This window comes from Amaricoccus macauensis, from assembly GCF_014201905.1.
Lineage (GTDB): Bacteria > Pseudomonadota > Alphaproteobacteria > Rhodobacterales > Rhodobacteraceae > Amaricoccus > Amaricoccus macauensis.
In genome coordinates, this window is sequence record NZ_JACHFM010000004.1 from 163,104 (window position 1) to 189,880 (window position 26,777).

The window sequence follows — 26,777 nt, forward strand, 5'->3', positions numbered from 1 at the left end:
TCTCAGGCCGTGGGCTACTCGCCCGCCTCGACCTCGGGGGTGGACCCGGACCGCTCGGTCCGGCGCAGGCCACGGGACTCGAGTTCGTCCATCAGTGCGTGCCAGAGGGCAATGCAGAGGCCCGCCATGACGATGAGAAACGGCGCGGCCGCGATGATCGCCGCCGTCTGCAACCCGTCGAGGCCCCCCATGACCAGCAGCACTGACGCCGAGGCCCCGGCGAGGACGCCCCAGAGCACGACGACCGGGGCGGTCGGATGTGTCGTGCCACCCTCCGAGAGCATTCCCATCACGACCGAACCGGCATCGGCGCCCGAGACGAAGAAGATCGCCACCAGGAACATCGCGATGAAGCAGGTGAGCGTCGCCATCGGATACTGGTCGAGAAGCACGAAGAGTGAGACCGCCTCGCCTTGCGCCTTCACCGCCTCGACCAGCCCTCCGGGCCCCGCGAGCTCTGAGTGGAGCGCGGAGCCTCCCATGATGGTGAACCAGATGAAGGTGACCACGCTCGGGATCAGCAGCACGCCGGTCACGAACTCGCGGATCGTGCGGCCGCGCGAGATGCGGGCGATGAAGACGCCGACGAACGGCGCCCAGCTCACCCACCACGCCCAGTAGAAGATCGTCCAGCCGCCGAGCCAGTCGCCATCACTGAACGCGGCCGTCTTGAACGACATGCTCACGAGGTTGCTCAGGTAGTCGCCGAGCGCCTCCGGAAACGTGTTCAGGATGAACGTCGTCGGCCCGACGATCACCAGGAAGAGGAGCAGAAGAACCGCCAGGACCATGTTGATGTTGGCGAGATACTGGATGCCCTTCCCCACTCCCGAGACCGCGGACAGGATGAACATCACGGTCAGCACGGCGATGATGAGAAGAGCGATCAGGTTCGACTCGCCAGTACCCCAGAGGAAGTTCAGACCGCTGTTGATCTGCTGCGCGCCGAGACCGAGCGAGGTGGCGGTGCCGAACAACGTGGCGATGATGGCGAGCACGTCGATCGCCTTGCCGATCGGGCCGTTGACGCGATCCCCGAGGAGTGGGGTGAACGCGCTCGAGATCAGCACCGGCAAGTCCTTGCGGTAGCTGAAATAGGCAATGGCGAGGCCGGTGACGGCGTAGATCGCCCACGGGTGCAGCGCCCAGTGGAAGTAGGAATACTGCATCGCGAGCAACGCCGCCTCGCGGGTCTGGGGCCCGGCCAGGCCGTGCGGCGGCGCACCGAAGTGCGAGATCGGCTCGGCGACGCCCCAGAACATCAGGCCGATGCCCATCCCGACGCTGAACATCATGCAGACCCAGGAGACAGTGCTGAACTCCGGCTCGTCATCGTCGTGGCCAAGCTTGATGTGGCCGAACCTGCTGAGCGCGAGAAAGACCGAGAAGGCCAGGAACACCGCGGTCGATACGACGAACGACCAGCCGAACCCGTCGATGATGAACGCGAGCACCGCGTGGGCGACGGTGGCGAGGCTCTCCGAGCCGATCGTGCCCCAGAGCACGAAGCCGCCCGCGATCGCGACCGATGGCCAAAAGACCGCCGGTTCGAGACCGGACGGTCTCTTCCCAGTTTGCATTGTTAGTCCCCCCGTGTGCGAGCCACCTGGCTCAGAGTCTCCGTGACGTGACGTCAGACTTTGACATCGGGAAGTGTGCACTCGTTCGGCGCACACGCAGGGCGTGTTTGCGACGCATTTGCGTTGCTGAGCGAAGCCTTCGCCACTTGCGGGGGGCTCCCCGGCTCGCCGGGACGAACCCGGGCGGGAACTTTCGCTTCGGAAACGGTAGAACCGTGCGGCGAAACCCCTCGGGCCGGCAGGCAGGGTCGTTTTTCCAGCGCCTTGCGCTTCGGCCTCGGCCACACCAAGCTAGTTTGCCGCGGCCGGCGAGCCCCGGGCGGTGATACGAGCCGCAGGGGACAGGCAACCGGCAACGAACAAGCGACTGTCACATCCCGGCGGCAGCGACAGTCCCGAAGTCCAAGCCTTGAGGTCCCCCCATGAATACCCCGCTCCCGCATCGCCCCGCACGCACTCCGATGTCGCTCGCCGCCATTCTCGTGGCGGCCGCGTTCGGCCTTGCGCACCCCGCAATCGCCGACGAGGGAGCCTCTGATCTCGCAACCGCCTTTTCCGCCCTCGACAACAATGCCACCTGGGAGCGGGTCGGCGACGAGATCCCGGTCGACTTCGAGGACCACCACCCGCAGGGTATGCTGAAGATCGGCGACACCTTCTTCATCTCGACGGTGCGCATCGCCGAGCGCCCGGCGCCCTACGACACCCCGAAGGACGGTTTCGACCGCTCAGCCGGCAAGGGCACCGGCTTCCTGCTCAAGCTCTCGGCCAAGGGTGAGCTTCTTGGCAAGGTCGAGCTCGGCGAGGGCGACGCCTATCACCCCGGCGGCATCGACTTCGACGGGACCTCGATCATCGTCCCCGTGGCCGAGTACCGTCCGAACAGTTCCGCCATCATCTACCGCGTGAACCCCGAGACCCTTGAGGCCACCGAGATCCTGCGCTTCAACGATCACCTCGGCGGCGTGACGTTCGATCGCGAGAACCACCGGCTTCACGCGGTGAGCTGGGGTTCGCGCCGCCTCTACGCCTGGGACCTCGGCAGCGATGGCAAGCCCGCGTCCGCCTCGGCCGAGCCGGTTGCGAACCCGAGCTTCTACATCGACTACCAGGATTGCCACTACGCCGGACCGGCCCGGATGCTCTGCGGTGGCCTCACCAGGTATGGCCCCGAGGAGGCGGACCAAGTGGCGGTCGGCGGCCTCGATCTTGTCGATCTTGAGCGCAACGCCCCGGTTCACCAGCTTCCGGTCAAGATCTGGCTGAGGCCCGATCTCGTCATCACCAACAACCCGCAGTTCTGCGAAGCCGGGGACAACGGCGTCGACTGCTGGTTTGCCCCCGAGGACGACGCGACAACCATCTATCACTACCACGCGACGCCCGCCGCGAAGTGACATCAGGGGGGCGGGGCAGCCCACAGGCCGCCCCGCCCGTCCATTCAGCCCGTCAATTCAGGTCGTCGGGCAGCACCCCCTCGGGGATGTTCTGGTAGCTGACTGGCCGGAGGAACCGGCGGATCGACATCGTCCCGACCGAGGTGGCGCCGAAGTTCGTCGAGGCCGGATAAGGCCCGCCGTGGACCATCGCGTCCGAGACCTCGACGCCGGTCGGGAAGCCGTTCGCCAGCACCCGGCCCGCCTTGCGCTCCAGCACCGGCAGGAGCCGGCGCGCGAGGGCCGCGTCGCCCGCGTCCATGTGGAGCGTCGCGGTCAGCTGCCCCTCGAAGCTCTTCGCGACCGCGATCATCTCGTCCTCGTCCGCAACCGTGACGACGAGCCCGAGCGGCCCGAAGACCTCCTCGGCGAGCGCGTGATTGCCGACCCAGTCCGAGCCCTGCACGATGAAAAGCTGCGGGCTCGCCTGCCGCTGGTCGCAGGTCGTGGTCAGAAGCTCCCGCACGCCCGTGCCGCCGGCGATCCGCGCCGTGCCGTCGCGGTAGGCCTTCGCGATGCCGTCGGTCAGCATGACCTGCGTGCCCACCTTGGCGAGCGCCGCCTTCGTCGCCTCGGCGAAGCCCTGCGCCTGATCGGCGCGGACCACCGCGATGCCCGGATTGGTGCAGAACTGGCCCGCGCCCATGGTGAGCGATCCGGCCCAGCCCTCGGCGATCGCGTCGCCCCGCGCCGCGACCGCCTCCGGCAGCAGGAACATCGGGTTGACCGAACCGAGCTCGCCAAAGAACGGGATCGGCTCCGGCCGCGCCGCGCAGAGATCGAAGAGCGCGCGCCCGCCGCCGAGCGAGCCGGTGAAGCCCACCGCCTTGATGCGCGGATGCGTCACCAGCGCCTCGCCGACCTTGCGGTTGCCGCCCTGCACGAGGCTGAAGACGCCCGGATGCAGCCCGAGCCGCTCCCGCGCCGCCTGCACCGCCTCCGCGACGATCTCGCCGGTGCCGGGATGGGCCGAATGCCCCTTCACCACCACCGGGCACCCCGCCGCCAGCGCCGCCGCCGTGTCACCGCCCGCCGTCGAGAACGCCAGCGGGAAGTTCGACGCGCCGAACACCGCGACCGGCCCGACCGGCCGCTGCATCATGCGGATGTCCGGCCGCGGCAGCGGCTTGCGATCGGGCAGCGCCTTGTCGTGGCGCCGGTCGAGATACTCGCCCTCGCGGATGTGGAACGCGAAAAGCCGAAGCTGCCCCGTCGTCCGCCCGCGCTCGCCCTCCAGCCGCGCCGCCGGCAGGCCGGTCTCCTGCGTGCCGATCTCGGTGATCGCCGCGCCGCGCGCCTCGATCTCGTCGGCAATCGCCTCGAGAAACGCCGCGCGTTCCTCCCGCGTCGTGTAGCCGTAGGACCAGAATGCCGCTTCCGCCGCCTCGCAGGCCCGGTCGACCAGATCCGGCGTCCCGACGGAAAAGTCGTGCGCTGGCCCCGACGCCGGCTCCGAGCGGAAGGTCTGCTCCGTTCCGACCCACTCGCCTGCGATCAGGTGCTTGCCATGCGGTGCGAAGACCGCCGTCATCTCGCTCGTCGCCATGCTGCGACCTCCCTTGAACTTGATCCGCCTGCACTTCTGCCGGTTCTCGCTCGCGGCGCAAGGAGAACCGGCCCGGTGCTTGACCCGTGCCGCCGCCGGGCCTTAGCTCGGCGCGACAGACGGGAGATAGACGTGACGAGCCGCACCTCAAGCCCCCTGATCGACGGGATCGCCGACGGGATCGCCGTCGACTGGATCGCCGTCGACTGGGGATCATCAAACCTCCGCGCCTGGGCCATGAACGGCACCTCCCGCCCCATCTCCGAAACCAGCGCCGCCACCGGCGCGTCGACACTCGCGCCCGACGCCTTCGAGCCCGCGCTTCTCGGCGCCATCGGCCCCTGGCTCCGCGAGGCCGGGCAACCCCCGACCGACGTCATCATCTGCGGCATGGCCGGCGCCCGCGGCGCGTGGGTGGAAGCGCCGTACGGCACGGTCCCCTGCCCACCCTCACCGGCCAACCCGGCGCGCGTGCCCACCACCGACCCGCGCCTTGCCGTCCGCATCCTGCCCGGCCTCTCGCAGACCGCGCCGCCCGACGTCATGCGCGGCGAGGAGACCCAGATCGCCGGCCTCATCGCGGAGGAACCACGCTTTGACGGCGTTGCCTGCCTGCCCGGCACCCACACCAAGTGGGTGCATGTCTCGGCCGGGGAGGTAGTGAGCTTCGCGAGCTACATGACGGGCGAGATGTTCGCGCTCCTCGCCGGCCAGTCGGTCCTGCGCCGCACCGTGGCGCCCGACGGCTGGGACGAGGCGGCGTTCCTCGCGGGCGCCGAGGACGGTCTCGCGCGACCCGACCGGGTGCCCGCGCGTCTCTTCGGCCTGCGCGCCGGCGCCCTCGTCGGCGACCTGGACCCGGTCGTCGCCCGCTCCCGGCTGTCGGGCCTGCTGATCGGCGGCGAGATCGCCGCGGCGAAGCCCTACTGGCTCGGCCGCGACGTCGTCCTGATCGGTGCCCCCGCGCTGTCGCGTGCCTATGGCGGCGCCCTCGCGCTCGCCGGGCTCGACGCTCGCGAGGCCGATGCCACCGCCATGACGATCGCCGGCCTCGCGGCCGCCCGCGCTGCCTTGCGCACCCGTGTCGCCAGCAACGGAGCCCATCCATGACCCGCCCGCTCATCGCCATCCTGCGCGGCCTCGATCCCGCGCGTGCCGTCGAGACCGGCGAGGCGCTCCTCGCCGCCGGCATCACCCGCATCGAGGTGCCGCTGAACTCGCCCGAGCCGCTCAGAAGCATCGCGGCACTCCAGTCCGCCCTCGGCGACCGGGCCGAGATCGGCGCCGGCACCGTGCTGACGCCCGACGACGTCCGCGCGGTGGCCGGCACCGGCGCGACCTTCATCGTCTCGCCAAACGCCGACACCCGCGTCATCGAGCGCACCAAACAGCTCGGCCTCGGCTCCTACCCCGGCGTCTTCACCGCCACGGAATGCTTCGCGGCCCTTGCGGCCGGCGCCGACGCCCTGAAGATCTTCCCCGCAGGCGTCCTCGGCCGCGACGGCGTCACGGCGATCCGCGCCGTCCTGCCGCGCGGGACCCAAATCTATGCGGTCGGTGGCGTCGGCCCGGGCGACTTCGCCACCTGGACGGCGGCGGGCATCGACGGCTTCGGCCTCGGCAGCGCGCTCTTCAAGCCGGACTGGGCACTTCAGCGCATCTCGGACGCCGCGCGCGCCAGCGTCGCTGCGTGGGACGCGACGCTCGGCATCGTCTCCACCTGAGACACCGCCAGGCTACCGTGGCAAGCTACCGTGGCTACCGTGGCGGGCTGCCCTGCCGGAAATCGGGGTTTCCCGGATCCACCGATGGGAGTATGCCCACGGCCGACCCTTCCTTGCGATCATTCCGGAGCGTCTCCCGTGCCTGACACCCCCACCGACAGCGGCTTCTTCACTCAGGATCTCGCCTCGAGCGACGCCGAGATCTTCGGCGCGATCGAGCAGGAGCTCGGACGCCAGCGCGACGAGATCGAGCTCATCGCTTCGGAGAACATCGTCTCGCGCGCCGTGCTGCAGGCACAGGGCTCGGTGATGACCAACAAATACGCCGAGGGCTATCCCGGCCGGCGGTACTATGGCGGCTGCCAGTACGTCGACGTGGCGGAAACGCTGGCGATCGAGCGCGCCTGCCAGCTATTCGGCGCGAAGTTCGCCAACGTACAGGCGAACTCCGGCAGTCAGGCCAACCAGTCGGTGTTCCTCGCGCTGCTCCAGCCCGGCGATACCTTCCTCGCCATGGACCTCGCCTCGGGTGGCCACCTCACCCACGGCGCGAAGCCCAACATGTCGGGCAAGTGGTTCAAGCCGGTGCACTACGGCGTGCGCAAGCAGGACCAGCGGCTCGACTACGACGCGGTCGCCGAACTGGCGAAGGAGCACCAGCCGAAGCTCATCATCGCCGGCGGCTCGGCCATTCCGCGCCAGATCGACTTCGTGAAGTTCCGCGAGATCGCCGACTCGGTCGGGGCGTACCTGATGGTGGACATGGCGCACTTCGCCGGCCTCGTCGCCGGTGGCCAGCACCCGAACCCGGTACCGCATGCCCATGTGGTCACCACCACGACGCACAAGACGCTTCGCGGCCCGCGCGGCGGCATGGTGCTGACGAACGACGAGGCGATCGCGAAGAAGATCAACTCGGCGATCTTCCCGGGCCTGCAGGGCGGCCCGCTCATGCACGTCATCGCCGGCAAGGCGGTGGCCTTCGGCGAGGCGCTGCGCCCGGACTTTGCCGACTACGCGGCCGCGGTCGTGGCGAACGCGAAGGCGCTCGCCGAGGCGCTGATGAAGGGCGGTGTCGACATCGTGACCGGCGGCACCGACACCCACCTGATGCTCGTGGACCTGCGGCCGAAGGGCGTGACCGGCAAGGACGCCGAGGCGGCGCTCGGCCGGGCGCACATCACCTGCAACAAGAACGGTATCCCGTTCGACCCGGCACCGCCCACCGTGACCTCCGGCGTCCGCCTTGGCACGCCCGCCGGCACCACCCGCGGCTTTGGCGAGGCGGAGTTCCGCGAGGTCGGCGCGCTGATCGTCGAAGTCCTCGACGGGCTTGCCGAAAACGGCCCGGACGGCAACGGCGACGTGGAGGCTTCGGTCAAGGCCCGCGTGCAGGCGCTCTGCGACCGCTTCCCGATCTACCCGGGGCTCTGACAATGCCGGGTGGCCGGTCGACCGGCCACCCTGATCCCCCCCTACCGCAAGTCCGGCACGTCGAGCCGGCCGCGGGCACGGCAGGCGTCCTCCTGCACGTCCTGCCCACAGGCGCGCGGCATGAAATCCGGGGTCAGGCAGATGCGGATCTCCTGCAACTGCCCCCCGCCGCAGGTGACGATCACCCCATCGGACGAGAGTGCCGGGTTCGCCTTCAGGAACGCCGCCTCGATCGCGCCGGGCGATGCCCCGGCCGGCGGCGCCGGCAGCAACAGCGCCTCGTAGACCCGCCGCGACGCAGCGAAATAATCCTCCGGCTCCAGCTCGCTGCACCGGCCGTGCTTCTTCCACTGGTACCAGGCGAGCCCGCCCGACCCCATCACGTCGGCCATCGCCGCCGTCTCGCGCCGGCTCGGATCTCGTGCGTCCGTGTCGCAGTACTCCGGCCAGCCGCCGGCTGCGTCCTGCGGCCAGAGGCCGTGCAGCGTGAAGCCGAGATCGCGCGCCGGATCGCACTGGCCGCCGCGCTGCGCGTCCTCCGGGCCGCCGTCGGTCTGGCACCACGTCGGCGTCCAGGTCAGCGCCAGCACGTAGTAGTCGAAGCCCGCTGCGGGCATTCCGGTGAAGGTAAGGCCAAGCGCCACAGACGCCGCCAGCGAAAAGCTCTTTATCATCCTGCCCATCAGGACTATATAACGGGCCGATCTCCCCTCGAAAACCGATCCTCGCGCCGTGGCGCAACCGAGTTTTCGGACCGGGCGAAGCTTGTTTTTGAAGAAGGAACCGCAGCGATGGCGCTCCCCCTGATGCAGAAGGCGACGGCTGTGTGGCTCGTCGAGAACACAACCCTCACCTTCCAGCAGATCGCCGATTTCTGCGGTCTGCACGAGCTCGAGGTGAACGGCATCGCCGACGGCGAGGTGGCACAGGGCATCAAGGGTTTCGATCCGATCGCAAACCGCCAGCTTTCCGCCGAGGAAATCCGCCGCGCCGAGGCAAACCCCCACCACAAGCTCCGGCTGTTCCACAACCCCGCCGCCGATGGCGAAGCGAAGCGCAAGGGGCCGCGCTACACCCCGCTTTCCAAGCGTCAGGACCGGCCGGCGGCGATCGCCTGGCTTGTCAAGTTCCACCCGGAGCTCTCGGACGGCCAGATCTCGAAGCTCGTCGGCACGACGAAGCCGACGATCGAGTCGATCCGCGATCGCACCCACTGGAACATCGCCAACATCTCGCCGGTCGATCCCGTGGCCCTTGGCCTCTGCAAGCAGATCGAACTCGACAGCGCCGTGGCGAAGGCGGTGAAGCGCGCGCCGGGTGACGGCGTGATGAGCGACGCCGAGCGCATGAAGCTCGTCTCGATCGAGCAGTCGCTCTCCATGGAGCCCGAGCCGCGCATCCCGTCGAACGTGGCCGGCGTCGAGAACTTCACGCTCACCCGCAAGGAAGAGCGTCTGTCGCCCGAGGCCGCCAAGGCCGACGCCGAGGCGTTCTTCAACATCGCCCCCGGCAAGGACGACGACGAGGACGAGGACGACAACCTCGTCTGAGCCCGCGGCTCCCGGCCTGCGACGCGCCAGACAAGTCAGGGCGCGTCCTGGCCGCACACAGCCAGCGCGAGCGGCAGCGGGACGCGGTTGCGGGCTTTGGGCAATCACGGGCCACGGGCCGCCGTTACGGGCCAGCGCCACGGCTCAGCGTCGCGGGCCAGAGTCACGGGGCGCTTGCCTCGTCGCGGTTAACCTCGTGGCAGGAAGCGCGTTCGCAAGGCGACGGGCGGGCGATATCCTCTGAATCAGGGGCGCTGCGCCGTTAACCATGACGCAGCCGCCAACGCCCGAGCCCGAGCGGTCACGCGAAGCGCGCGACCTCCGCCTCGATCTCGCCGACGACCCGGCGCAGGAGCTCGGGGTCGTCGCACTCCCCCATGATCCGGACGAGCGGCTCGGTCCCCGACTTGCGGATCACCAGCCGGCCGCGCCCGTCGATCCGTGCCTCCGCATCGGCGATCGCCGCCTTAACGCTCGCCTCGTCGAGGGGTGTGCGGCCCTTCTTGTAGCGGACGTTGGTCAGGACCTGCGGGAAAGCCGGGAACACCCGGGCGAGCTCACTCGCCGGCCTGCCGGTCTCCACCATCGCCGCGAGGAATTGCAGCGCCGCGATGAGCCCGTCGCCGGTCGTGACGTAGTCGGTCATGACGATATGTCCCGACTGCTCGCCCCCGAGGGTAAAGCCACCCTCGCGCATCGCCTCGACCACGTAGCGATCGCCCACCGCGGTCCGCACGAGATCCAGCCCACGTGCCGCGAGATAGCGCTCGAGCCCGAGGTTCGACATGACCGTGGCGACGAGCGTCCCCTTCGCGAGACGCCCCTGCGCTGCCCAGCGGTCGGCGATGAGCGCCATCAGCTGGTCGCCGTCCGCCACCACGCCCTTCTCGTCGATGATCATCACCCGGTCCGCGTCGCCGTCGAGCGAGACGCCGAGGTCGGCCTTGTGCGCGACCACCGCCGCCACGGCCGCCTGCGGATGGGTGGAGCCGACGCCCTTGTTGATATTGAACCCGTCGGGCGAGACGCCGACCGGGATCACCTCGGCGCCGAGTTCCCAGAGCACTTCCGGCGCGGTGCGGTAGGCCGCGCCGTTGGCGCAGTCGACCACCACCTTCAGCCCGTCGAGGCGCAGGCCCTTGGGGAACGTCGTCTTGGCAAACTCCATGTAGCGGCCGCGCGCGTCGTCGATGCGCTGCGCCCGGCCGATCCGCGACGGCTCCGCCAGCTCGGGCGCCGCGTCGAGCAGCGCCTCGATTTCCTCCTCCGCCGCGTCGGACAACTTGAAGCCGTCCGGCCCGAAGAACTTGATGCCGTTGTCCTGAAACGGGTTGTGCGAGGCGGAGATCATCACGCCGAGATCGGCCCGCATCGAGCGGGCGAGCATGCCGACCGCCGGCGTCGGCACCGGGCCGACGAGAAAGACGTTCATGCCGACCGAGGTGAACCCCGCCGTCAGCGCTGTTTCGAGCATGTATCCCGAGCGACGGGTGTCCTTGCCGATCAGCACCCGATGCGCGTGCCCGCCATTGGTGAAGTACCGTCCCGCGGCCTGCCCGAGCCGGAGCGCGGTGTCGGGCGTCATCGGCGCATCGTTGGCCCGGCCCCGAACGCCGTCGGTGCCGAAGAGCTTCCTTGCCATGCCTCTACTCCTGGTCGCCGGACCCGTTCAGTGCGGACCAGAGGTCGACTGCCTGCCGGGTCTCTTTCACGTCATGCACACGTAACACTTGCGCTCCCTGGCGCAAAGCCTCGAGCGCGACGGCAAGCGAGCCCGCCACCCGGTCGGCGGCGACCGGAGCGCCGGCGACCGAGCCGATGAAACGCTTCCGCGAGGCACCGAAGAGCAGGCCGCAGCCGAGCCCGTGCAGTACCGCAAGGCCGCGGATCAGCGCCAGATTGTGCGCGACCGTCTTGCCGAAGCCGATCCCCGGATCGACAAGGATCGTCCCGCGCGGGATCCCGGCCGCTTCCGCCGCATCGACGCGGGCGGCGAGGAAATCCGTCACTTCGAGCAGGACGTCCTCATAGGTCGGCGCGTCCTGCATGGTGCGCGGGTCGCCCTTTGCGTGCATGAGGCAGACCGGCCGGCCCGAGGCCGCCGCGACCGTGAGGCTTGCCCTCGCATGGCCGAGGGCCGCCACGTCGTTCCAGAGATCGGCGCCGGCGGCGAAGGCCGCTTCGGCCACCTCGGGATTGCGGGTGTCGATCGAGACCGGCGCGGCGATCCCGGCGGCGCGCAGGGCGGCAATGACCGGCACGACCCGGGCCGCTTCGGCTTCGGGCGCCACGGGCTCCGCGCCCGGCCGGGTCGATTCACCGCCGATGTCGAGGATGTCCGCGCCCTCGTCGAGCATTGCCCGCGCCCGCGCCACCGCGTGGTCGAAGGCGAAATGCTCGCCGCCGTCGGAGAAGCTGTCCGGGGTGACGTTCAGGATCCCCATGATCCGCGGCCGGTCGAGCGACAGCCCCGCGACCGGCGGACGCGGCGCCGTCAGCGCCTCCCGCACGGCTGGCGGCAGCTCGGCAGCAGGCCGCAGCCGCGGCTCCCGCCCGGCATCGTGGAACGCCACCTCATTGAACCAGAGCGGCCCGCCCGCAAGCACCAGCGCGTCCGGCGGCCGTGGCCCGCCGCTCCGGGGCAGCGGGCGCCAGCGCGGGGTCATGCGGCCGCGTCGCCGTCCAGCACCGCCGCCACCAGTCCGGGCAGCTCGGCGAAGTCCGAGAAGGCCGCCACATGCGGCAGGTCCGTGATCTCGGCCAGCCGATAGCCTTCGGTGTGCAGCAGGAACGGCACACCGCCGCGCCGTGCCGTCTCGGCATCAGTCTCGCTGTCACCGATCATGATGGTCACGTCGCCGGAAAGCTGGTCGGCGGTGTGCCGGAGCATGGCCGGATCGGGCTTCATGACCGCGAGGCTGTCACCGCCGGTGAACCCGGTGATCGGCGGCATGAGGGCGAGTTGCTGCAGGAGGTCGATGGCCGGCCCGTTCGGCTTCTGGGTGCAGACCCCGAGGCCGTGCCCTGCGGCGGCGAGCGCCGACAGCGCCTCGTGCACGCCGGGATAGACCACCGTCCCGGTGACCGGATCCGCGCCGTAGATCTCGCGGAACCGCTCCACATGCGGGTCGAGGTCGCCGGGGATGCCGCCGGTATGGTTGAGCAGGCTCTCCACCAGCCTCACGACGCCGTGGCCGACGAAGCCCCGCCCGGTGTCAAGGTCGATCGACGGGCGCCCAAGCTCGGCGAGGAGCGCGTTGCCAGCGGCGACGAGCGAGGGAATCGAGTCAAGGAGCGTGCCGTCGAGGTCGAAGACCAGTCGCGCCTTTGTCATGGGAGTGCTCCTGCCAAATCTTCCGGCCGCGCCAGCGCGCCGCCCACGATGATCACCGTCGCGGCGCCAAGCTCGGCCCCGAGCCATGCGGCAAGGCCGGCGGGATCGTCCGGCCCGGGTGCGGCGTGCTTCAGGGCCGCCGTCGTCATGTGCGACGGCGCCCAGACGGTCAGGCGGCCATGCTTTGCCGCCCAGTCGAGTTCGGTGCGGGTCGCCGCCACGTCGAAGCGCGGGTCCGCCCCCGCGAAGGCCCAGACCGACTGCTCGATCGAGAGAAGGCCAATCCGCCGCTCCGCTTCGCTCAGGGCGGGCTTCTGCGGGTCGCGGGGCGCGAGAACGACGATGACCGGCCGGCCGAGCGCGGCGAGCGCGTCGCGCCACGCGGGCGCGTCCGCGCCGAACGCCGCCTCGGGCGGCAGATGCACGATCACCGGGTCCGCCGCCGCGACGGTGCTCGGCGGCACCACCTGCCGGATCCGTGACGCGCCATCCTCGAGCCGGGAACGGGCGATCTCGACCCCGAGGGTTCCCGGGATCCGGTCGAGCTTCTCGATCCGCACGAAGACCCTGACCCCGCGGGGGTCAGCGAGACAGCGGGCAGCGATCCGCTCCGCCAGCGTCTCGAGCAGGTTCACCCGCTCGGCGGCAAGCTCGGCTTCGATCGCCTCGGTGATCGTGTCGTAGGAAATCACCTTGTCCACGTCGTCATCCTCGGCGGCGGCGTGATGCGACACCTCGAGAACCACGTTGAAACGGATGCGCTGCGTGACGCCTCGCTCGGAGCGGAAGGCACCGATCTCCACATCGCGGGTGTAGTCGCGCACTGAAATCCGGTCGAGCGGCGGGCCGACATGCGTGGCGCTCGCGCGCGCATGCGGCAGCTCGAAGGCGATCGCGGTCTCGTCCATCGGTCCTCGCCCCCAGCGGCTCTGCCCCGCGCGGGAGATAGCGTTCGTGCCCCCCACCTGCAAGGCTGGGAGCCTTCGACCATCGAAAGGCTTGCCCGCAGGCCGGGCTCCGCTATCGTGCCGCCACGCGCGCGAGACGCGGGAAAATCGGGAGGATGCGGTGCTCTATCACCTGGAATTCACCGTTGGCTATGGCGCCGACATGAGCCAGCAGGATCTCTTCGACATCTGGCAGGAAGAGGCCGGCGTGGCGATCGGCGCCAAGGAGGCGGGAGTCGTCGTCGACCTCTGGAAGGTGGTCGGTGAGCGGCGGGTGATCGTCATCATCGACATCGACTCGCCGAACACGCTGGACCAGATCCTGTTCGACCTGCCGATCATGAAGCGGATGGGCCAGTACGTGACGATCAAGACGACGCCGATCCGGCGCTACGAGGACTTCGCCGAAGACGTGAAGGCCCGGCTGAAGTCGTAGGCCGAGGCTGAAGCGGGACCCGAGGCAGGGTCCCGCCCGCCGACCGCGCCCGCCGCGGCGTCTCAGATCACCGCGGCCGCGAGGCCGTCGAGGTAGCGCTCCGCATCGAGTGCGGCCTCACAGCCCGAGCCCGCGCTCGTCACCGCCTGGCGGTAGATGTGGTCCTGCACGTCTCCGGCGGCGAAGACCCCCGGAATGCTCGTCTGGGTGGCGTTGCCGTGGCGGCCGCCCTGCGTGATGATATATCCGTTCTCCATTTCGAGCTGGCCTTCGAAGAGCCCGGTGTTCGGCTTGTGGCCGATGGCGATGAAGACGCCGCTGAGGTCCACGTCCTCCTTGGCGTCGGACGCCGTGTCCGCGAGGCGCAGGCCGGTGACGCCGGTCGCGTCGCCCAGCACCTCGTCGACGGTGCGGTTCCACTTCAGCGTGACCTTGCCCTCCTTCGCCTTCTGGAACAGCCGGTCCTGGAGGATCTTCTCGCCGCGCAGGCTGTCGCGGCGGTGCACCAGCGTGACGTGCTTCGCGATATTGGCGAGGTAGAGCGCTTCCTCGACCGCGGTGTTGCCACCGCCGACCACGGCGACGTCCTGGCCCTTGAAGAAGAAGCCGTCGCAGGTGGCGCAGGCCGAGACGCCCTTGCCCATCAGCGCCTGCTCCGAGGGCAGGCCGAGATACTGCGCCGAGGCGCCGGTCGCGATGATGAGCGCGTCGCAGGTGTAGGTGCCGTAGTCGCCCACCAGCCGGAACGGCCGCTCGCCGAGATGCGCCTCGGCGATGTGGTCGAAGACATATTCCGTCTCGAACCGCTCGCCATGCTTCTGGAAGCGCGCCATCAGGTCCGGTCCCTGAACGCCGTCCACGTCCGCCGGCCAGTTGTCCACATCGGTCGTCGTCATCAGCTGGCCGCCGGCCTCGAGGCCGGTGATGACAAGCGGCTTGAGGTTCGCGCGCGCGGCGTAGATCGCGGCCGTGTGGCCGGCGGGGCCGGAGCCGAGGATGATCAGGCGGGAATGGCGGGTGGTCATGGGAGCCTCGTCCTGGGAGCGCCGGAAGCCGCGCTGTCGGAGCGCAACATAGCCATCCGTCGCGGCGCGGCAATTCCCCAGTGGAAACGGCGCGAGACTCGGGCCCCGCGCCGCCCTCGGGTCAGTGCTCGCCGCTCGACATGGCGGCTTCGCGCAGATCTTCCTCGGTGGCGCCCGCGCCGTTGAAGATCACGTTCAGGAACACCGCGCCGATGGAGGCGAGGATGATGCCGGAGTCGATCAGCGGATGGATGACGTGCGGCAGCCACATCTTGAAGTCGGGCGCGACGAGCGGGATCATCCCGAGGCCGACCGAGATCGCCACCACGAAGAGGTTGTTGCGGCTGGTCGTGAAATCGACGCGGCCGAGGATGCGCACGCCGGTCGCCGCCACCATGCCGAACATCACGAGCCCGGCGCCACCGAGGACGACCGTGGGCAGCGCCTCGACCAGCGCCCCCATCTTCGGGATGAGACCGAGCACCACCATGATGACGCCGCCCGCGACGCAGACATAGCGCGAGCGGATGCCCGTCACGCCGACGAGCCCGACGTTCTGGCTGAACGAGGTGTAGGGGAAGGTGTTGAAGACGCCGCCGATCACCGTGCCGAGCCCGTCCATCCTCAGGCCCGCCGACAGGGCCGGCTGGGTGAGCTTCTTGCCGGTGATGTCGGAAAGCGCGAGGAACATGCCGGTCGATTCGATCAGCGTCACGATCATCACCAGCGTCATCGTCGCGATGAGCACCGGGTCGAAGATCGGCGCGCCGAAGTGGAACGGCCGGATCGGCGCGAACCAGGCGGCGGAGGCGACCTTGTCGAAGTGCATCATGCCGAGGCCCGCGGCGATGACGCCGCCGACCACGATGCCGAGCAGCACGGCGATGTTCGAGAGAAACCCCTTGGCGAAGCGGGCGAACCCGATGACGATGGCGAGCACCACCAGCGACAGGAGGATATGCGACACCGGGGCGTAGGCCGGGTTCGGCATCGACGGCGCGAGCTTCAGCCCGTCGGGCGCGGGCGGCACGGCGCCACCCCCGGCCTTCGCGGCCTCGAGCCAGGCGGCGTTCTCCGGCGAGACCAGCATCGGCGCGGTGGGGCCGAAGGGATTGCCGAAGATCCAGTTGATGCCGATGCGCATCAACGAGATGCCGATGACGAGGATGATCGTGCCCGTCACCACCGGCGGGAAGAAGCGCAGCATGCGGCTGGCAACCGGGGCGATCAGCACCCCGATGATGCCGGCGCCGATGATCGCGCCGAAGATCATGCGCGCGCCCTCGGTGCCGGGATGCGTCACGGCGATGGAGACCATGGGGCCGACGGAGGCGAAGGTCACGCCCATCATCACCGGCATCCTGACGCCGAACCACGGCGTCGCGCCGAGCGACTGCAGGATCGAGACGACGCCGCAGCAGAAGAGATCGGCGGAAATGAGGAACGCGACGTCCTCGGGGGCGAGTTGCAGCGCGCGGCCGACGATGAGCGGCACGGCGATGGCACCGGCGTACATGACGAGGACGTGCTGCAGGCCGAGGGCAAAAAGCTTCGGAGCTGGCAGCATCTCGTCAACGGAGTGTCGGGCGTTGTCCATGTCGGGGGGTCTCTCCATGCACCGGAATCAGATTCCGCGGCCGAATGGGCCGCAGCTCAATAACGAGATGGTGAAGAGCGGATGCCCCGCTGTCCAGCGTGGCGCGTCCCGAATGCAAGAAGGGGCGGCAGAGCCGCCCCTTCGATCGTCCGGTCAGTGGGCGTGGCTGCCTTCCCCGGCATCTTCCCAGCCGTTGTAGACCAGGTTCAGGATCACCGCGGTGACGGCGGCGAGCAGGATGCCGCTGTGCAGGAGCGGCGAGAGCGCTTCCGGCATCTGGTCAAAGAAGTTGTGCGACAGTTCGGGGATGAGCCCCATGCCGATGCTGATCGCGACGATGTAGAGGTTGTGCCGCTTGGCGCCGTGGAAATCGACACCGTGCAGGATGCGGATGCCGGTCGCGGCGACCATTCCGAACATCACGAGCCCGGCGCCGCCAAGCACGAACTGCGGGACCGACGCGACGAGAAGCGCGAGCTTCGGCATGAGCGCCAGCACCACCATGATGATGCCGCCCGCGATCGTGACGTAGCGGCTGCGGACACCGGTGACACCGACGAGCCCGACGTTCTGGCTGAACGAGGTATGCGGGAACGTGTTCAGGATGCCGCCGATGAGCGTGCCGAGACCGTCGACGCGAAGGCCGCGCGACAGGTCATCCTGGGTGATCCGCCGGCCGGTGAGCTCACCGAGCGCCAGGAACATGCCCATGGACTCGATCATCACCACGATCATCACCACGCACATCGTCGCGATCGCAATGGCGTCGAAGACCGGCCAGCCGAACATGAACGGGTAGATCGGCGCGGCCCACGGCGCCTCGGCCAGACCCGCGAAGCTCACCTCGCCGAGGGCGAGAGCGATCATGAAGCCGACGATCAGGCCGGCAAGCACTGATATGTTGGCAAGGAACCCCTTCACGAACCGGGTAATGAGCACGATCGAGACCAGCACCACGAGCGAGACGCCGAGATAGAGCGGCGCACCGAAGTTCGGGTTGCCGACACCTCCGCCCGCCCAGTTGGCGGCCACCCGGAGCAGCGAAAGACCAATCACCGAGATGATGACACCGGTAACGACCGGCGGGAACATGGGCAACAATCTGCTAATGAATGGTGATACGAAGATACCGAAGGCGCCGGCGGCAATCACCGCGCCGAAGATACCGTTGATGCCAAGTGCCGGGTTTGCACCCATGGCAAGCATCGGCCCCACGGCAGCGAACGTCACACCCATCATGACCGGCAGACGAATGCCGAACTTCCAGAAGCCGATCGACTGGATCAGCGTGACAATGCCCGCCGCCAGAAGATCGCAGTTGATGAGCAGCGCCACCTGATCCTTCGGCAGCTTCAGCGCGCCACCGATGATGAGCGGCACCGCGACCGCACCGGCGTACATGACGAGGACGTGCTGAAGCCCGAGCACCGACAGTTGCCCGACCGGCAGCACCTCGTCCACTGGATCCACCCGAGGTCCGCCCTCGGTCGTTGCGAAATCGACATCTGATTTTGTCACGCAGCTAGCCCTCCCCATTAGCTGATTGCGGATCAATGCACCCGCGACTGGGAAGTTCATGCCGTCTTTAGGGGTCGCTTGAGAAGTCCGCCCGCAGACTAAGCACCTTCGTCGATTGACGAGCAATCGCCAGCGGCGCCCCGGCAACCGGAGGCGTCAGATCTGCTTTTCGGGCATCCGCACGACGAGGCCGTCGAGGGCGTCGCTCACGGTGAGCTGGCAGGTCAGGCGGCTTCGCTGAGGGTCGGGCTCATAGGCGAAATCGAGCATGTCCTCCTCCATCGTCTCCTTCGGCGGCAGCCGGTCGACCCAGGCGGGATCGACGTAGACGTGGCAGGTGGAACAGGCGCAGGCGCCGCCGCAGTCGGCCTCGATACCGGGGATGCCGTTGTCGCGGGCGCCCTCCATCACCGTCAGGCCGGTCGGCACCTCGACCTCGTGCGGGGTACCGTTGAACTCGATGTAGGTGATCTTCGCCATCTGCGCCCGCATTCTCCTGTCAGCGGGTATTTAGTGCGTCGCCCGCCGCGGTTCCATCCCCGATTTTTGCATCCCTGCCTTGCCGCGGCATCGGCTCTCGCCGGCGGCCCTCGCTGCTGTCAGGTGCCGACGTCGGGGGCGGGGCAGTCGAGCGGGGTCTTGTCGATGCCCGCGAGGTCGATCACGAGTTGCCCGGCGCGCACCCCGTCGCTGCTCTCGATGAGCCGCACCGCGATGCCGTTCGGACCGGACTCGAAACTCCAGCACTCGCGCTCGGACCCCGGCCCGTAGCTGAAGCAGATGTCGTTCCCCTCGGGCCACCAATAGCCCTCGGCGCAGCTGCCATCCGGGTGCTGCCAGAGGCTTCGCCGTCCGGGGAAATACTGCTCGGAGCCGAACAACGCGCCGTCGCGGGTGGCGAATCGGAGCGTATTGCCCTCGGACAGCGCCTCGAAGGACGCCGGATCAAGCGGCGCCGCGGCGGCCGGCAGGGCAGCGGCGACCAGGAGCGGAATGAGGAAGCGTCGCATGGGCCAGAGCTAGCGCCCGACGGACCCGAATGCCACCCTTGGAGCGCCTGCGCGATCGCGCTACGCAGATGGCTCGCACAGAGGGGGCACGGGGAATGGAGTCAGAGCAGGGTCGGGCGTCGGCCGCGCGACGGGAGACAATCGACCTGCCCCGCGCGTCGCCCGGCACAACGCGACAGATCGAGGTCCTGCGCTTCGGCACGCCCGGGGCACGGCCCAAGGTCCATCTGCAGGCCGGGCTCCATGCCGACGAACTGCCCGGGATGCTGGTGCTGCACCGGCTAGCGGCGCTCCTGTCGGAGGCCACGATCGCCGGAGAGATCGTGCTCGTGCCGATCGCCAATCCGATCGGCCTCGCCCAGCACGTTCAGGGTCTCCTGCGTGGCCGGGTCGAGGCGAACACGTCCGCGAACTTCAACCGCGGCTATGCCGATCTGGCTCCGGCGGCGGGTGATGCCCTCGACGGGCAGCTTGGGACGGATGCGGCCGCCAACGTCGCGGCCATTCGGGGCGCGATGGCCACGGCCCTCGCGGACCTTGCGCCAGCGTCCGAGCTCGACGCCATGCGGCAGGCACTGCTCGGGCTGGCGCTCGACGCGGACATCGTGCTCGACCTGCACGCGGACAGCGAGGCGCTGGTCCATCTCTACACCGGCACGCCGCTCTGGCCGGACGCGGCCGACCTCGCCGGGGATCTCGGAGCGGCGGCGGTGCTCCTCGCCGAGGTCTCGGGCGGCAATCCCTTCGACGAGGCGCTGAGCGGCCCGTGGTGGGCCCTCGCCCGACGCTTCCCCGACGCGGCGATCCCGCCCGCCTGCCTCGCCGTGACGGTCGAGCTGCGCTCGAACAACGACGTGGATGCGGCTCTCGCGGACCAGGATGCGGCGGCGATCCTGCGGTTCCTCGTGCGCCGCGGCGTGGTGGCCGGCGAGGCCGCGCCGCCGCCCGCGTCGGTCGAAGCGACACCGCTCGACGCCATGGCGCAGGTGATCGCCCCGGCCGCGGGGATCGTCGTCTACCGCGCCCCGCTCGGCGCGGCGCTGGCGGAGGGCGATCTGGTGGCCGAGATCGTCGACCCGCTCGGCGAGACGGTGGCGGTGCGGGCGCGCACCGCGGGCATCCTCTTCACCCGCCACGAACAGCCGATCGCGTGGCCCGGCAAGGTCATCGGCAAGATCGCCGGGGCGGTGACCCTGCCGGAGCGCGTCGGCCCGCTGCTGGGCGACTAGAACGGCTAGAACGCGAAGGCCGACTGGCGCGGCAAGTCGTCGAGCTGCACGCCCTCGATTGCCAGCATCCGGCGCTTGGTCTCGGCTCCGCCCGGTGCCGAGAATCCGCCGATCCTGTTGCCCGCGCCCAGCACCCGGTGGCAGGGCATGAGCAGCGGAATGGGGTTCGCGCCCATCGCCCGTCCCACGTCGCGAGCCGCCTCGGGACCGACGCCGAGGCGCGCCGCGACCTCGCCATACGTCGTCGTCTCTCCCCAGCGAAGCGTGCGGACGACGGCGTAGACCCGGGCAAAGAACGGCTCGCGGGCGCGAAGGTCGAGGAGGGCTGCGGAGAAATCCGCCTGCTCGCCGAGGAAGTACCGGCGGACCGCCTCCGTGACCTCGCCGAGACTGTCCGGCAGTTCCGCGAGCTCCGCGCCGGCACGGCGCCGGATCGCGGCCTCGGCGGACGCGGCCCGGCTCGAAGGCAGGCAGAATCCGGTGATGCCCGCCTCGCCCCAGGCGATGCCGCAGAAGCCGGCGGACGTGTCGAAGACATGCGCGTACATGCGAGGCAGGATCCGCCTTCAGCCCGCCCTTCGCAACCCGGATCCGGCTGCTTCCGCGCCGCCGACCGCCGCGAATTGCCCTGTTCGGGAGCACAGCCCGCATCTAGCGTGGATTGAAGCTCCCGCTCCAGATGCCCGGAGGCCGCCCCGTGCCCGACCGCCGCCACCAACCGCTCCTGCCCGAAGCCGCCGGCATCGAACACCGCGACATCGAAATCCTCGGGGTGCCGCTGGAACTCGGCGCCGCGTCACGCGGCACGCTCATGGGACCGGACGCCCTGCGCACCGCCGGCATCGCACGGGCGCTGGCCGGGCTCGGCCACCACGTCACGGACCATGGCAACCTCCACGATGCACCGCTTGCGGACGTGGCCATGGACCCGGAGGCCGCCGCCATGTGCCGCTTTCTGCCGGAGATCGCCGGCTGGGTCCGCACGATCCACGCTCGCTCCTGCGAGATGGCTGCGCGTGGCGGGGTGCCGGTGTTTCTCGGCGGCGATCACTCGATCTCCATGGGCACGGTGAGCGGCGTGGCGCGACACTGTGCCGCGGCGGGCCGCGAGCTGGCAGTGCTCTGGGTCGATGCCCACCCGGACTACAACGTGCCCTCCACCTCGCCGAGCGGCAACATGCACGGGATGGCGCTGGCCTTCCTCGCCGGGGAGCCGGTGCTGGCGTCGATCCTCGACCGCCCGGTCCAGGCGGTCGCCCGCGAGAACCTGCACGTGTTCGGTGCCCGCTCCATCGACCCCGGCGAGCGGGCGCGCCTGCGGGCGCATGGCATCGACGTGGTGGACATGCGCCAGATCGACGAGCGCGGCGTCGCGGCGCTGATGGCCGAGCGCATCGCCCGCTGGCAGCAGAAGGCCGTGTGGCTGCACGTGAGCTTCGACGTTGATTTCCTTGATCCCGAGGCAGCCCCCGGCACCGGCACGGTGGTGCCGGGCGGCGCCACCTACCGCGAAGCGCATCTGGTCATGGAGATGCTCTCGGATGCGGGGCTCGTCTGCTCCCTCGACCTGGTGGAGCTGAACCCGTTCCTCGACACCCGTGGCCGCACGGCCCTAGCGGCCACCGAGCTGGTGGCGAGCCTCTTCGGGCGGCGCGTTCTCGACCGGCAGCCCGGCGCCACTGCCGCCGCCTAGGCCCTCGGACGACGCGACAACCGGGACCAACCGGCAGGCCGACCGTCTGCCCCCGGGGCGTCTGCCTCCGGGGCACGTCAGGCACAAGTTCAGTGAAAGGTTGTGTCGAACGGCCCCCAAGATCCTTGAAACCGCGCTCCGCGAAGCCTAACCACTAGGAATGATTTCTCAAAAGGCAAAGTATGCGCTGAAGGCCCTTGGCACACTCGCCGAGGAAAAGGCGCGTGGCGGAGGGGCTCTCACCATCGAGGAGATCGCTACCCGCGCCGGCGTGCCCAAACGCTTTCTTGAGCACATCCTGCTCGTCATCAAGAACGGCGGCATCATCGGCAGCCGGCGCGGCCGCATCGGCGGCTACCAGCTCATCAAGGACCCCGCGACGGTCACGCTCGGCGCGGTGCTGCGGCTGATCGACGGGCCGATCGCTCCCCTGCCCTGCCTGTCGCGCGGCGCCTACCAGCGCTGCGAGGACTGTCAGGACGAGGCGACCTGCGCCATCCGCCGCGCGTTTGGCGACGTCTTCGCGGCATACCTGCTTCTCATCGAATCGATGACCGTCGAGGACCTGATTCGGGTAAATGAGCTGCCAGCCCCGCTGCTCGATTCGGCAATATCGTCCTGAGCCCCCGCTAACCCGTTGATCCATCCGGATTCAGCGGGCATTCCCTTTTGCTTGATTATCACGATAAACTCTGTCGTCATTATCGGGCAAATAGCGATGGAGGTTTCATGGACCGGATGCTTCCCGGCGATGCGCACGCAGCGGCCGATGCCACTGCAGACCGCACGGTCTACGTCTTCGACATGTACGGCGCCGTCCACCAGATGGTGGTGAGCGACGACAGCGACGGACCGAGGGCCGAACGCCGTGAGGAGGGCCTCCGCGAAGCCGCCCGCCTTACCCCGGCTCTGGTAAGGCGATGGCTCGCGGGCGCGGCGATCGCCGTGATCGGCCTCGGCCTCACCCTCGAGCCGGGCGCGGTGCTTGCCGCCGACACCCTGCTCAACGTCTCGTATGATCCGACCCGCGAGCTCTACAAGGAGTACGACAAGGCCTTCGCCGAGCACTGGGAAGCCCTTGGCCACGGGGTGCCGAAGATCAAGACCTCGCACGCCGGCTCCGGCGCGCAGGCCCGTTCGGTGATCGACGGCCTCGACGCGCAGGTCGTGACACTGGCGCTCGCATCCGACGTGGACGCGATCGCCTCGAAGACCGGCAAGATCCCGGAGGACTGGCAGAGCAAGCTGCCGCACAACTCCGCCCCCTACACCTCGACGATCGTCTTCCTGGTGCGCTCGGGCAACCCGAAGGGCATCGCCGACTGGGGCGATCTGGTGAAGGATGACGTGCAGGTCATCACGCCGAACCCGAAGACCTCCGGCGGCGCGCGCTGGAACTACCTCGCCGCATGGGCCTGGGCCGACAAGCAGTATGGCGGCAATCCGGACGAGATCCGCACCTACATGCACGACCTCTTCGCCCATGTGCCGGTGCTCGACACCGGTGCCCGTGGCGCGACGACGACCTTCGCCCAGCGCGGCATCGGTGACGTCCTGCTCGCCTGGGAGAACGAGGCGTTCCTCGCCGAGAAGGAGCTCGGACAGGGCGAGTTCGAGATCATCCGACCGTCGCTGTCGATCCTCGCGGAGCCGACGGTCGCAGTGGTGGAGGGCAACCTGCACTCCGACGCGCAGAAGGCCGCGGCCGGGGAATATCTCTCCTGGCTCTACAGCCCCGAGGCACAGGCGATCGCCGTGAAGAACTTCTACCGCGCCTGGGACACCAGCAAGGCCGACCCGGCGGACGTCGCCCTCCTGCCCGCGCTCGATCTCGTCACCATCGACGACCTCGGCGGCTGGAAGAAGGTTCAGCCCGAGCACTTCGGCGACGGCGGCATCTTCGACCAGATCTATCAGGCGAAGTGACGAGCATGGCCCGTTTCCGCAATCAATCCGCCCTGCCCGGCTTCGGTCTCGCGTCGGGGATCATGATGACGGTGCTCTCGATCGTCGTCATCCTGCCCATCGTGGCGCTTCTCGCGAGGGGCGGCCAGATCGGGGCGGGCCAGCTCTGGTCCGACATCAACTCGCCGCGGGTCTGGGCAGCGCTTGCCCTCTCCTTCCGCGTCGCCTTCCTCGCGGCGGTCTTCAACCTCGGCTTCGGCCTGATGCTCGCGTGGGTGCTCAGCCGTTACGAGTTTCCCGGCCGGCGGCTGATCGACGCGGCCGTGGATCTGCCCTTCGCGCTGCCGACGGCGGTGGCGGGCATCGCGCTCACCGCGCTCTACGCCCCCAACGGCGCGCTCGGCTCGATCGCGGCGGAGATGGGGGTGAAGGTCGCCTACACCCCCCTTGGCATCTGGATCGCGCTGGTGTTCGTCGGCTTGCCGTTCGTCGTGCGGACGGTGCAGCCGGTGATTGCCGAGCTCGACCGTGAGGTCGAGGAGGCGTCCGCCACCCTCGGCGCTGGCCGGGCCCGCACCTTCTGGCGCGTGATCCTGCCGACGCTCTCGCCGGCGCTCCTCACCGGCTTCGCTCTCGCGCTTGCCCGGGGCGTCGGTGAGTACGGCTCGGTGATCTTCATCGCCGGCAACCTGCCGCAGGTGACCGAGATCGCACCGCTGCTGATCGTGATCCGGCTCGAAGAATTCAACTACGACGGCGCCGTGGCCATCGCCATCGCCATGCTCGCCATCTCCTTCACGATGCTTCTCGCCATCAACCTCGTCCAGGTCCTGAACCGGAGGAAATACGGCAATGCGTAACGATCGCTTCGTCCCGTCGATCTACCGCTCCAGCGAGCAGCTCCGCGCCTTCGGTCCCCGGGCGGGCATGTTGCTCGGCCTCTTCACCGGCTTCGGCCTCGCCGTCTGGGTCAGCATCGCCGGCGGCGGACTGATCGCGGCGTTCCTCGCCTACAGCCTCGGCGCTTCCGCGACGCTCTTCACCGTCGTCGGCTTCGCCTCGCTCCGGCCGTCGGCGATCGTCCGCCGCGCCGCCGCGCCGCTGCATTTCCACAGGATCTGAGTATATGGTCGATCTGGTGCTTTCCCCCGCTGACCCGTCGCGCCTGGCGAAGCCGGCTCGGCGCCCGGCGGGTCGGAGCGTGACGTCGGAGCCGGTATGGCTCCGCATCACGCTCATCTGCCTGTCGCTGGCGCTGCTGACGGTGCTGCTGTTCGCGCCGCTGCTTGCGGTCTTTGCGCAGGCGCTTCAGGAGGGGATCGGTTCGGCCCTCGAGTCGCTCGCCGATCCCGACGCCCACTCCGCGATCCGGCTCACCCTGATCACCGCCGCCTTCGCGGTACCGCTGAACGCGGTCTTCGGACTCGCGGCGGCCTGGGCGATCGCGAAGTTCGATTTCCGCGGCAAGGCGTTTCTCATCACGCTCATCGACCTGCCGTTCTCGGTCTCGCCCGTGGTGGCCGGTCTCTGCTTCGTGCTGCTCTTCGGCGCCAACAGCGGCATCGGCGGCTGGTTCGTCGCGAACGGCATTCCGATCGTCTTCGCCGTGCCCGGCATCGTGCTCGCGACGATGTTCGTGACCTTCCCGTTCGTCGCCCGCGAGCTCATCCCGATCATGGAGGAGCAGGGCCGCGCCGAGGAAGAGGCGGCGCTCACCCTTGGCGCCTCCGGCTGGCGGATGTTTCGCACCGTGACGTTGCCGAACGTGCGCTGGGCGCTGCTCTACGGCGTGCTGCTCTGCAACGCCCGCGCCATGGGCGAGTTTGGCGCCGTGGCGGTCGTTTCGGGGCGGATCCGTGGCGAGACCACCACGATGCCGCTGATGATCGAGATGTTCTACAACGAATACATGCCGGTGGCGGCCTTCACCCTCGCGGCGCTGCTGGCGCTGCTCGGTCTTGTCACCCTGGCGGCGAAATCGCTGCTTGAATGGCGCCATGGCGGTGAGCTTGCCGCCGCCGCCCGCCGTCATTGATCCCACCCGTGCTCCGATAGGAACCAGTGCCATGCATATTGAAGTCGAAGAGCTCGCCAAGGAATTCGGCGCCACCACCGCGCTGCTGCCGGTCAGCGTGTCGATCCCGTCGGGTGCGCTCATTGCGCTGCTCGGGCCGTCGGGGTCGGGCAAGACGACCTTGCTGCGTATCCTTGGCGGCCTTGAGTTTCCCACGTCGGGACGGGTGCTCTTTGACGGGCAGGACGCCACGGGGCTGAGCGTGCAGGAGCGCCGGGCGGGCTTCGTGTTCCAGCACTACGCTCTCTTCAAGCACATGACGGTTTTCGAGAACATCGCCTATGGGCTGCGGGCGCGGCCGAAGTCGAGCCGGCCGACGGCCCCGGAGATCGACAGGAGGGTGAACAAGCTGCTCGGCCTGATCCAGCTTCCCGACATCGGCGGGCGCTATCCGGCGCAGCTTTCCGGCGGGCAGCGCCAGCGGGTGGCGCTGGCCCGGGCGCTGGCGATCGAACCGCGGATGCTGCTCCTCGACGAGCCGTTCGGGGCGCTCGATGCCCGGGTCCGCAAGGAGCTCCGCACTGGCCTCAGGGAGATCCATGACCAGACCGGGCTCACCACGATCTTCGTCACCCACGATCAGGACGAGGCGATGGAACTCGCGGATCTCGTCGTCGTCATGTCGATGGGCCGCATCGAGCAGGTCGGCACTCCGAAGGAGATCCGTGGCCGGCCGGCAACACGCTTCGTCGCAGAGTTCATCGACGCCTGATCCAGCCCCGGAGAGCTCGGGTGCGCA

General features: G+C 69.1%; 27 protein-coding genes. 14 read left to right on the forward strand and 13 right to left on the reverse strand.

Features of this window, described 5'->3' with window-relative positions:
- Window positions 1–14: 14 nt before the first annotated feature.
- Window positions 15–1,580: a BCCT family transporter gene (locus HNP73_RS18155; protein WP_184153193.1), complete on the reverse strand. Its 1,566-nt coding sequence runs from the start codon at window positions 1,578–1,580 to the stop codon at window positions 15–17.
- Between the two features lie 422 nt (window positions 1,581–2,002).
- Between HNP73_RS18155 and HNP73_RS18160 the strand changes: the two genes are divergently transcribed.
- Window positions 2,003–2,977 (forward strand): DUF6454 family protein, encoded by a 975-nt coding sequence (locus HNP73_RS18160; protein ID WP_184153195.1) that lies wholly within the window; start codon window positions 2,003–2,005, stop codon window positions 2,975–2,977.
- 52 nt (window positions 2,978–3,029) lie between these two features.
- On the opposite strand, the gene HNP73_RS18165 is transcribed toward HNP73_RS18160, so the two are convergent.
- Window positions 3,030–4,562, reverse strand: coding sequence for an aldehyde dehydrogenase (NADP(+)) (locus HNP73_RS18165; RefSeq protein ID WP_246399943.1), 1,533 nt, complete (start codon window positions 4,560–4,562; stop codon window positions 3,030–3,032).
- 180 nt (window positions 4,563–4,742) lie between these two features.
- On the opposite strand from HNP73_RS18165, the gene HNP73_RS18170 reads away from it, so the two are divergent.
- From HNP73_RS18170 to glyA, 3 genes are all read left to right on the forward strand, one after another.
- Window positions 4,743–5,672: a 2-dehydro-3-deoxygalactonokinase gene (locus tag HNP73_RS18170; protein ID WP_184153883.1), complete on the forward strand. Its 930-nt coding sequence runs from the start codon at window positions 4,743–4,745 to the stop codon at window positions 5,670–5,672.
- The gene (locus HNP73_RS18175) at window positions 5,669–6,286 is read left to right on the forward strand and encodes a 2-dehydro-3-deoxy-6-phosphogalactonate aldolase (RefSeq protein ID WP_184153197.1); all 618 of its coding nucleotides are present in this window, start codon (window positions 5,669–5,671) and stop codon (window positions 6,284–6,286) included. The genes HNP73_RS18170 and HNP73_RS18175 overlap by 4 nt, the downstream gene beginning before the upstream one ends.
- 138 nt (window positions 6,287–6,424) lie before the next feature.
- A complete protein-coding gene (glyA, locus tag HNP73_RS18180; protein ID WP_343063364.1) occupies window positions 6,425–7,720 on the forward strand; it encodes a serine hydroxymethyltransferase in 1,296 nt (431 codons plus the stop codon).
- 41 nt (window positions 7,721–7,761) lie between these two features.
- Here the strand turns inward: glyA and HNP73_RS18185 are convergent, their stop codons facing one another.
- Window positions 7,762–8,394 carry a ribonuclease T2 family protein gene (locus HNP73_RS18185; protein WP_184153201.1) on the reverse strand — a complete coding sequence of 211 codons (633 nt, stop codon included), beginning with the start codon at window positions 8,392–8,394 and terminating at the stop codon, window positions 7,762–7,764.
- A gap of 117 nt (window positions 8,395–8,511) precedes the next feature.
- Between HNP73_RS18185 and HNP73_RS18190 the strand changes: the two genes are divergently transcribed.
- On the forward strand, window positions 8,512–9,270 hold the full coding sequence (locus HNP73_RS18190) for a DUF1013 domain-containing protein (protein WP_184153203.1): 759 nt from the start codon (window positions 8,512–8,514) through the stop codon (window positions 9,268–9,270).
- A gap of 301 nt (window positions 9,271–9,571) precedes the next feature.
- On the opposite strand, the gene glmM is transcribed toward HNP73_RS18190, so the two are convergent.
- From glmM to HNP73_RS18210, 4 genes are read right to left on the reverse strand one after another with little or no spacing between them, the layout of a single operon-like run.
- Window positions 9,572–10,912 (reverse strand): phosphoglucosamine mutase, encoded by a 1,341-nt coding sequence (gene glmM / locus HNP73_RS18195; protein WP_184153205.1) that lies wholly within the window; start codon window positions 10,910–10,912, stop codon window positions 9,572–9,574.
- 4 nt (window positions 10,913–10,916) lie between these two features.
- Window positions 10,917–11,936, reverse strand: coding sequence for a dihydropteroate synthase (gene folP, locus HNP73_RS18200; protein ID WP_184153207.1), 1,020 nt, complete (start codon window positions 11,934–11,936; stop codon window positions 10,917–10,919).
- Window positions 11,933–12,604: an HAD-IA family hydrolase gene (locus HNP73_RS18205; protein ID WP_184153210.1), complete on the reverse strand. Its 672-nt coding sequence runs from the start codon at window positions 12,602–12,604 to the stop codon at window positions 11,933–11,935. Before HNP73_RS18205 ends, folP begins: the two co-directional genes overlap by 4 nt.
- A complete protein-coding gene (locus tag HNP73_RS18210; RefSeq protein ID WP_184153213.1) occupies window positions 12,601–13,512 on the reverse strand; it encodes a dihydroneopterin aldolase in 912 nt (303 codons plus the stop codon). Before HNP73_RS18210 ends, HNP73_RS18205 begins: the two co-directional genes overlap by 4 nt.
- 160 nt (window positions 13,513–13,672) lie before the next feature.
- Here HNP73_RS18210 and HNP73_RS18215 point away from each other — a divergent pair, with 160 nt between their 5' ends.
- Entirely contained in the window at window positions 13,673–13,987 is a 315-nt protein-coding gene (locus HNP73_RS18215) for a muconolactone Delta-isomerase family protein (RefSeq protein WP_184153217.1), read from the forward strand.
- A 62-nt stretch (window positions 13,988–14,049) separates the two neighbouring features.
- Here the strand turns inward: HNP73_RS18215 and trxB are convergent, their stop codons facing one another.
- From trxB to HNP73_RS18240, 5 genes are all read right to left on the reverse strand, one after another.
- A complete protein-coding gene (gene trxB, locus HNP73_RS18220; RefSeq protein WP_184153220.1) occupies window positions 14,050–15,012 on the reverse strand; it encodes a thioredoxin-disulfide reductase in 963 nt (320 codons plus the stop codon).
- A 121-nt stretch (window positions 15,013–15,133) separates the two neighbouring features.
- A complete protein-coding gene (locus HNP73_RS18225) occupies window positions 15,134–16,609 on the reverse strand; it encodes a nucleobase:cation symporter-2 family protein (RefSeq protein WP_184153223.1) in 1,476 nt (491 codons plus the stop codon).
- A 153-nt stretch (window positions 16,610–16,762) separates the two neighbouring features.
- Window positions 16,763–18,127: a nucleobase:cation symporter-2 family protein gene (locus HNP73_RS18230; RefSeq protein ID WP_343063365.1), complete on the reverse strand. Its 1,365-nt coding sequence runs from the start codon at window positions 18,125–18,127 to the stop codon at window positions 16,763–16,765.
- Window positions 18,128–18,283: 156 nt separating this feature from the next.
- Window positions 18,284–18,607 (reverse strand): 2Fe-2S iron-sulfur cluster-binding protein, encoded by a 324-nt coding sequence (locus HNP73_RS18235; RefSeq protein WP_184153229.1) that lies wholly within the window; start codon window positions 18,605–18,607, stop codon window positions 18,284–18,286.
- Between the two features lie 119 nt (window positions 18,608–18,726).
- On the reverse strand, window positions 18,727–19,137 hold the full coding sequence (locus HNP73_RS18240) for a hypothetical protein (RefSeq protein ID WP_184153232.1): 411 nt from the start codon (window positions 19,135–19,137) through the stop codon (window positions 18,727–18,729).
- A 95-nt stretch (window positions 19,138–19,232) separates the two neighbouring features.
- On the opposite strand from HNP73_RS18240, the gene HNP73_RS18245 reads away from it, so the two are divergent.
- A complete protein-coding gene (locus HNP73_RS18245) occupies window positions 19,233–20,366 on the forward strand; it encodes a succinylglutamate desuccinylase/aspartoacylase family protein (RefSeq protein ID WP_184153235.1) in 1,134 nt (377 codons plus the stop codon).
- 5 nt (window positions 20,367–20,371) lie between these two features.
- Here the strand turns inward: HNP73_RS18245 and HNP73_RS18250 are convergent, their stop codons facing one another.
- A complete protein-coding gene (locus HNP73_RS18250; protein ID WP_184153238.1) occupies window positions 20,372–20,914 on the reverse strand; it encodes a methylated-DNA--[protein]-cysteine S-methyltransferase in 543 nt (180 codons plus the stop codon).
- Window positions 20,915–21,063: 149 nt separating this feature from the next.
- Between HNP73_RS18250 and rocF the strand changes: the two genes are divergently transcribed.
- The 7 genes from rocF (at window position 21,064) to HNP73_RS18285 (ending at window position 26,750) form a co-directional block, all read left to right on the forward strand.
- On the forward strand, window positions 21,064–22,059 hold the full coding sequence (gene rocF, locus HNP73_RS18255) for an arginase (RefSeq protein ID WP_343063366.1): 996 nt from the start codon (window positions 21,064–21,066) through the stop codon (window positions 22,057–22,059).
- A gap of 160 nt (window positions 22,060–22,219) precedes the next feature.
- Window positions 22,220–22,681, forward strand: coding sequence for an RrF2 family transcriptional regulator (locus HNP73_RS18260; RefSeq protein ID WP_184153244.1), 462 nt, complete (start codon window positions 22,220–22,222; stop codon window positions 22,679–22,681).
- 107 nt (window positions 22,682–22,788) lie between these two features.
- Window positions 22,789–23,985 carry a sulfate ABC transporter substrate-binding protein gene (locus HNP73_RS18265; RefSeq protein ID WP_246399944.1) on the forward strand — a complete coding sequence of 399 codons (1,197 nt, stop codon included), beginning with the start codon at window positions 22,789–22,791 and terminating at the stop codon, window positions 23,983–23,985.
- Between the two features lie 5 nt (window positions 23,986–23,990).
- A complete protein-coding gene (gene cysT, locus HNP73_RS18270) occupies window positions 23,991–24,824 on the forward strand; it encodes a sulfate ABC transporter permease subunit CysT (RefSeq protein WP_184153247.1) in 834 nt (277 codons plus the stop codon).
- Window positions 24,817–25,086: a hypothetical protein gene (locus tag HNP73_RS18275; protein WP_184153250.1), complete on the forward strand. Its 270-nt coding sequence runs from the start codon at window positions 24,817–24,819 to the stop codon at window positions 25,084–25,086. The genes cysT and HNP73_RS18275 overlap by 8 nt, the downstream gene beginning before the upstream one ends.
- 4 nt (window positions 25,087–25,090) lie before the next feature.
- Window positions 25,091–25,999, forward strand: coding sequence for a sulfate ABC transporter permease subunit CysW (gene cysW / locus HNP73_RS18280; protein WP_184153253.1), 909 nt, complete (start codon window positions 25,091–25,093; stop codon window positions 25,997–25,999).
- 31 nt (window positions 26,000–26,030) lie between these two features.
- Window positions 26,031–26,750 carry a sulfate/molybdate ABC transporter ATP-binding protein gene (locus HNP73_RS18285; protein ID WP_184153255.1) on the forward strand — a complete coding sequence of 240 codons (720 nt, stop codon included), beginning with the start codon at window positions 26,031–26,033 and terminating at the stop codon, window positions 26,748–26,750.
- Window positions 26,751–26,777: the final 27 nt, after the last annotated feature.

Coding starts and splice junctions, on each gene's coding strand:
- HNP73_RS18155 (WP_184153193.1), bottom strand. CDS start 1,580: ATGCAAACTGGGAAGAGACCGTCCGGTCTCGAACCGGCGGTCTTTTGG.
- HNP73_RS18160 (WP_184153195.1), top strand. CDS start 2,003: ATGAATACCCCGCTCCCGCATCGCCCCGCACGCACTCCGATGTCGCTC.
- HNP73_RS18165 (WP_246399943.1), bottom strand. CDS start 4,562: ATGGCGACGAGCGAGATGACGGCGGTCTTCGCACCGCATGGCAAGCAC.
- HNP73_RS18175 (WP_184153197.1), top strand. CDS start 5,669: ATGACCCGCCCGCTCATCGCCATCCTGCGCGGCCTCGATCCCGCGCGT.
- HNP73_RS18185 (WP_184153201.1), bottom strand. CDS start 8,394: ATGATAAAGAGCTTTTCGCTGGCGGCGTCTGTGGCGCTTGGCCTTACC.
- HNP73_RS18190 (WP_184153203.1), top strand. CDS start 8,512: ATGGCGCTCCCCCTGATGCAGAAGGCGACGGCTGTGTGGCTCGTCGAG.
- glmM (WP_184153205.1), bottom strand. CDS start 10,912: ATGGCAAGGAAGCTCTTCGGCACCGACGGCGTTCGGGGCCGGGCCAAC.
- folP (WP_184153207.1), bottom strand. CDS start 11,936: ATGACCCCGCGCTGGCGCCCGCTGCCCCGGAGCGGCGGGCCACGGCCG.
- HNP73_RS18205 (WP_184153210.1), bottom strand. CDS start 12,604: ATGACAAAGGCGCGACTGGTCTTCGACCTCGACGGCACGCTCCTTGAC.
- HNP73_RS18210 (WP_184153213.1), bottom strand. CDS start 13,512: ATGGACGAGACCGCGATCGCCTTCGAGCTGCCGCATGCGCGCGCGAGC.
- trxB (WP_184153220.1), bottom strand. CDS start 15,012: ATGACCACCCGCCATTCCCGCCTGATCATCCTCGGCTCCGGCCCCGCC.
- HNP73_RS18225 (WP_184153223.1), bottom strand. CDS start 16,609: ATGGACAACGCCCGACACTCCGTTGACGAGATGCTGCCAGCTCCGAAG.
- HNP73_RS18235 (WP_184153229.1), bottom strand. CDS start 18,607: ATGGCGAAGATCACCTACATCGAGTTCAACGGTACCCCGCACGAGGTC.
- HNP73_RS18240 (WP_184153232.1), bottom strand. CDS start 19,137: ATGCGACGCTTCCTCATTCCGCTCCTGGTCGCCGCTGCCCTGCCGGCC.
- HNP73_RS18245 (WP_184153235.1), top strand. CDS start 19,233: ATGGAGTCAGAGCAGGGTCGGGCGTCGGCCGCGCGACGGGAGACAATC.
- HNP73_RS18250 (WP_184153238.1), bottom strand. CDS start 20,914: ATGTACGCGCATGTCTTCGACACGTCCGCCGGCTTCTGCGGCATCGCC.
- HNP73_RS18260 (WP_184153244.1), top strand. CDS start 22,220: ATGATTTCTCAAAAGGCAAAGTATGCGCTGAAGGCCCTTGGCACACTC.
- HNP73_RS18265 (WP_246399944.1), top strand. CDS start 22,789: ATGGACCGGATGCTTCCCGGCGATGCGCACGCAGCGGCCGATGCCACT.
- cysT (WP_184153247.1), top strand. CDS start 23,991: ATGGCCCGTTTCCGCAATCAATCCGCCCTGCCCGGCTTCGGTCTCGCG.
- HNP73_RS18275 (WP_184153250.1), top strand. CDS start 24,817: ATGCGTAACGATCGCTTCGTCCCGTCGATCTACCGCTCCAGCGAGCAG.
- cysW (WP_184153253.1), top strand. CDS start 25,091: ATGGTCGATCTGGTGCTTTCCCCCGCTGACCCGTCGCGCCTGGCGAAG.
- HNP73_RS18285 (WP_184153255.1), top strand. CDS start 26,031: ATGCATATTGAAGTCGAAGAGCTCGCCAAGGAATTCGGCGCCACCACC.